Here is a 5,624-nt window from a genome sequence, read left to right as displayed (position 1 = left end):
TATAAGGAGCTTGGGGATGACCTACTTTCGCATACGAAGAGTACACTATCATTGGCGCAAGTTCGTTTCACGGCCCTGTTCGAGATGGGAAGGGGTGGTTCCAAACCGCTATTGTCCCCAAACATAACTGGTAATGTTATGCATGGTGCTGAGCCTGGTATTACTTTGGCATCAGCCTGCTTTAACAAATTGGAAGAAGTAAAGGATTTAAGCGTTTAAGCTTGTTTTCAATGGGATTTAGATGTTGAAACAACGTGTTGTTTCAGTATTTCTAGATGATTGCCAAATCATATTGCTTTGAACTACACCTTATTAGATTTATTGATAGTTTCCTATCAGTCAGTCTAAGTTTTAAGGTTATAGGATCAAGCCTCACGAGCAATTAGTATCAGTTAGCTTAATGCATTACTGCACTTCCACACCTGACCTATCAACGTCCTGGTCTTGAACGACTCTTTAGCTGGCTTAAAGCCAGAGGCAAGTCTCATCTCGAGGCGAGTTTCACGCTTAGATGCTTTCAGCGTTTATCTCTTCCGCACTTAGCTACCCAGCTATACCATTGGCATGATAACTGGTCCACCAGAGGTGCGTCCACTCCGGTCCTCTCGTACTAGGAGCAGGTCCCCTCAAACTTGCAGCGCCCACGGCAGATAGGGACCAAACTGTCTCACGACGTTTTAAACCCAGCTCACGTACCACTTTAAATGGCGAACAGCCATACCCTTGGGACCGGCTACAGCCCCAGGATGTGATGAGCCGACATCGAGGTGCCAAACTCCCCCGTCGATATGAACTCTTGGGAGGAATCAGCCTGTTATCCCCAGAGTACCTTTTATCCGTTGAGCGATGGCCCTTCCATACAGAACCACCGGATCACTATGACCTGCTTTCGCACCTGCTCGACCTGTCCGTCTCGCAGTCAAGCAACCTTTTGCCATTGCACTATCAGTACGATTTCCGACCGTACCTAGGTTACCTTCGCACTCCTCCGTTACTCTTTGGGAGGAGACCGCCCCAGTCAAACTGCCTACCATACACGGTCCCCAGTCCGGATTACGGACCTAGGTTAGAACCTCAACAACATCAGGGTGGTATTTCAAGGATGACTCCACGATATCTAGCGACACCGCTTCATAGTCTCCCACCTATCCTACACAAATCTTGTCAAAGTCCAATGTAAAGCTGCAGTAAAGGTTCATGGGGTCTTTCCGTCTAGCCGCGGGGAGATTGCATCTTCACAAACATTTCAACTTCGCTGAGTCCCGAGAGGAGACAGTGTGGCCATCGTTACGCCATTCGTGCGGGTCGGAACTTACCCGACAAGGAATTTCGCTACCTTAGGACCGTTATAGTTACGGCCGCCGTTTACTGGGACTTCAATCAAGAGCTTGCACCCCATCATTTAATCTTCCAGCACCGGGCAGGCGTCACACCCTATACGTCCACTTTCGTGTTTGCAGAGTGCTGTGTTTTTATTAAACAGTCGCAGCCACCTTTTCACTGCAACCCCATCACGCTTCAAGAGCAAGTCTCTACACGTTACCGGGGCGCACCTTCTCCCGAAGTTACGGTGCTAATTTGCCGAGTTCCTTCTCCCGGGTTCTCTCAAGCGCCTTAGAATTCTCATCCTGCCCACCTGTGTCGGTTTGCGGTACGGTCTTATACAACTGAAGCTTAGTGGCTTTTCTTGGAAGCATGGTATCAATCACTTCACGTACAAGTACGCTCGTTATCACGTCTCAGTCTTAGCTCTCCGGATTTGCCTAAAGAACCAACCTACACGCTTGAACCGGGACATCCAACACCCGGCTGACCTAACCTTCTCCGTCCCCACATCGCATTGTATAGAGGTACAGGAATATTAACCTGTTTCCCATCAGCTACGCATCTCTGCCTCACCTTAGGGGCCGACTCACCCTGCGCCGATGAACGTTGCGCAGGAAACCTTGGGCTTTCGGCGAGGGAGCTTTTCACTCCCTTTATCGCTACTCATGTCAGCATTCGCACTTCTGATACCTCCAGCATTCCTCACAGAACACCTTCGCAGGCCTACAGAACGCTCTCCTACCATGCACCTAATAAATTAGGGCATCCGAAGCTTCGGTTACGTGCTTAGCCCCGTTACATCTTCCGCGCAGGACGACTCGACCAGTGAGCTATTACGCTTTCTTTAAATGATGGCTGCTTCTAAGCCAACATCCTGGCTGTCTATGCCTTCCCACTTCGTTTTCCACTTAGCACGTCATTTGGGACCTTAGCTGTCGGTCTGGGTTGTTTCCCTCTTGACCACGGACGTTAGCACCCATGGTCTGTCTCCCGTAATTGCATTTCTCAGTATTCGGAGTTTGCAATGGTTTGGTAAGTTCTTATGAACCCCCTAGCCATAACAGTGCTCTACCCCCGAGAATGATATACGAGGCACTACCTAAATAGTTTTCGGAGAGAACCAGCTATCTCCAAGTTTGTTTAGCCTTTCACCCCTATCCACAGCTCATCCCCAAATTTTTCAACATTTGTGGGTTCGGACCTCCAGTACCTGTTACGGCACCTTCATCCTGGCCATGGATAGATCACTTGGTTTCGGGTCTACACCCAGCGACTGATTCGCCCTATTCGGACTCGATTTCTCTACGCCTCCCCTATCGGTTAAGCTTGCCACTGAATGTAAGTCGCTGACCCATTATACAAAAGGTACGCAGTCACGGAACAAGTCCGCTCCCACTGTTTGTATGCATACGGTTTCAGGATCTATTTCACTCCCCTCCCGGGGTTCTTTTCGCCTTTCCCTCACGGTACTTGTTCACTATCGGTCGATTACGAGTATTTAGCCTTGGAGGATGGTCCCCCCATGTTCAGACAAGGTTTCTCGTGCCCCGCCCTACTTTTCGTTACCCTAGTTCCACAGACGGGATTTCGTATACGGGACTATCACCCACTACGGTCGGACTTTCCATTCCGTTCTACTATCGCATCTGCTAAAAATAACAGGCTATTCCATGTTCGCTCGCCACTACTTACGGAATCTCGGTTGATTTCTTTTCCTCGAGCTACTTAGATGTTTCAGTTCACTCGGTTCGCCACCATCTCCCTATATATTCAGGAGCGGTTACCCTTGCGGGTGGGTTTCCCCATTCGGACATCTCCGGATCAAAGCTTATTTGCCAGCTCCCCGAAGCTTTTCGCAGGCTATCACGTCCTTCATCGCCTGTAATCGCCAAGGCATCCACCATATGCACTTATTCACTTGACCCTATAACGTTAAAACCTAAACCCTTTTTAAATCCAGGTTTCGTCGTGCATGAGACACGCGTTACAGGTAATTCTAAAGCACTATCAAACCTCGTTAGATTTGCCCAGATCAATGATTACTCACCAACCCAAGCTTCTCAACTTGCGTTTAATATATTTATGATTTTGCAATCAATCGATATTATTTCCGGTTAAAAAATAATATCGCCCATTGAATATAAGTTGTCATCACACAACCTATATTCCTTTACTTCTTCCATTTTGTTAAAGAGCAGTCCAGTTAAAAAACTAGAAGCAAGCACTACGCAAGTAACGCTTGCTTCTAATCTCTAATCTACAACAAAGAACCATTAACCTAAACCATCAATGAAGGTGGTGGAGGATAACGGGATCGAACCGTTGACCCCCTGCTTGCAAAGCAGGTGCTCTCCCAGCTGAGCTAATCCCCCAATATAGAGTGGTGGGTCTGGTTGGGCTCGAACCAACGACCCCCGCCTTATCAAGACGGTGCTCTAACCAGCTGAGCTACAGACCCTAAGGCGGTTTGCCTAAATCTTTGTTGCTGCTTAATTTTAGATGACTGATAAGAGTGAATGCTTGAAGCCGAGTGATCTTCTCTAGAAAGGAGGTGATCCAGCCGCACCTTCCGATACGGCTACCTTGTTACGACTTCACCCCAGTCATGAATACTACCGTGGTAAGCGTCCCCCTTGCGGTTAGACTACCTACTTCTGGTAAAACCCACTCCCATGGTGTGACGGGCGGTGTGTACAAGGCCCGGGAACGTATTCACCGCGACATGCTGATCCGCGATTACTAGCGATTCCGACTTCATGCTCTCGAGTTGCAGAGAACAATCCGGACTACGATCGGCTTTCTGAGATTAGCTCCCCCTCGCGGGTTGGCAACTCTCTGTACCGACCATTGTATTACGTGTGAAGCCCTGGCCATAAGGGCCATGAGGACTTGACGTCATCCCCACCTTCCTCCGGTTTGTCACCGGCAGTCCCATTAAAGTGCCCAACTAAATGATGGCAATTAATGGCAAGGGTTGCGCTCGTTGCGGGACTTAACCCAACATCTCACGACACGAGCTGACGACAGCCATGCAGCACCTGTGTCCACTTTCCCTTACGGGCACCTAATGCATCTCTGCTTCGTTAGTGGCATGTCAAGGCCAGGTAAGGTTTTTCGCGTTGCATCGAATTAATCCACATAATCCACCGCTTGTGCGGGCCCCCGTCAATTCCTTTGAGTTTTAATCTTGCGACCGTACTCCCCAGGCGGTCTACTTCACGCGTTAGCTGCGTTACTCATGGATTTTACTCCACCAACAACTAGTAGACATCGTTTAGGGCGTGGACTACCAGGGTATCTAATCCTGTTTGCTCCCCACGCTTTCGTGCATGAGCGTCAATATTATCCCAGGGGGCTGCCTTCGCCATTGGTATTCCTCCACATCTCTACGCATTTCACTGCTACACGTGGAATTCTACCCCCCTCTGACATATTCTAGTCTGGCAGTTTCAAACGCAGTTCCCAAGTTGAGCTCGGGGATTTCACATCTGACTTGCCAAACCGCCTGCGCACGCTTTACGCCCAGTAATTCCGATTAACGCTCGCACCCTACGTATTACCGCGGCTGCTGGCACGTAGTTAGCCGGTGCTTCTTATCAAGGTACCGTCAGCCTCACTCTTTATTAGAAAGTAAGTTTTCTTCCCTTGCGAAAGAGCTTTACAACCCGAAGGCCTTCTTCACTCACGCGGAATGGCTGGATCAGGCTTTCGCCCATTGTCCAAAATTCCCCACTGCTGCCTCCCGTAGGAGTCTGGACCGTGTCTCAGTTCCAGTGTGGCTGGTCGTCCTCTCAGACCAGCTACTGATCGAAGCCTTGGTAGGCCATTACCCCACCAACTAGCTAATCAGATATCGGCCGCTCTTATAACGTAAGGTCCGAAGATCCCCTACTTTCCCCCTCAGGGCGTATGCGGTATTAGCTAATCTTTCGACTAGTTATCCCCCATTACAAGGCACGTTCCGATATATTACTCACCCGTTCGCCACTAATCCCCCTAGCAAGCTAGGGTTCATCGTTCGACTTGCATGTGTAAAGCATTCCGCCAGCGTTCAATCTGAGCCAGGATCAAACTCTTCAGTTTATTCCTAACTATTACTTTATACCTCTTTCGAGGCGGTATTCGTTTCGCTTAATTTCTCAAATTCATTTCAAGGTATGTGTGTCAAAAACACTGTACATACTTGTCATAAATCTAAGTGTAAAGCATTTGTATTTTCTGAGGCTTCTACGCATCAAATGCGCTTCACCCAACTACAAACACCCACACTTATCAGTCATCCTAATTTTTAAAGAACA

General features: G+C 48.7%; 2 tRNA genes and 3 rRNA genes. All 5 read right to left on the bottom strand.

What is annotated here, in order from left to right:
• Positions 1–8: 8 nt before the first annotated feature.
• The 5 genes from rrf to ACFQ2T_RS13165 all read right to left on the bottom strand — a co-directional run bounded on the left by rrf (position 9) and on the right by ACFQ2T_RS13165 (position 5,409).
• Positions 9–122 (bottom strand): 5S ribosomal RNA (rrf, locus tag ACFQ2T_RS13185).
• 239 nt (positions 123–361) lie between these two features.
• A 23S ribosomal RNA gene (locus ACFQ2T_RS13180) occupies positions 362–3,250 on the bottom strand.
• A gap of 372 nt (positions 3,251–3,622) precedes the next feature.
• Positions 3,623–3,698 (bottom strand) — tRNA-Ala (locus ACFQ2T_RS13175).
• Between the two features lie 9 nt (positions 3,699–3,707).
• A tRNA-Ile gene (locus ACFQ2T_RS13170) sits at positions 3,708–3,784 on the bottom strand.
• An 86-nt stretch (positions 3,785–3,870) separates the two neighbouring features.
• Positions 3,871–5,409, bottom strand: a 16S ribosomal RNA gene (locus ACFQ2T_RS13165).
• Together the 16S, 23S and 5S rRNA genes with 2 tRNA genes alongside form the textbook arrangement of a ribosomal RNA operon.
• Positions 5,410–5,624 lie beyond the last annotated feature (215 nt).

Source organism: Methylophilus flavus (genome assembly GCF_042678905.1).
In the GTDB taxonomy this organism is placed as follows: Bacteria; Pseudomonadota; Gammaproteobacteria; order Burkholderiales; family Methylophilaceae; genus Methylophilus; species Methylophilus flavus.
The sequence above is the reverse complement of the archived record's forward strand: the minus strand, read 5'-3'. Positions and strand labels throughout refer to the sequence as shown.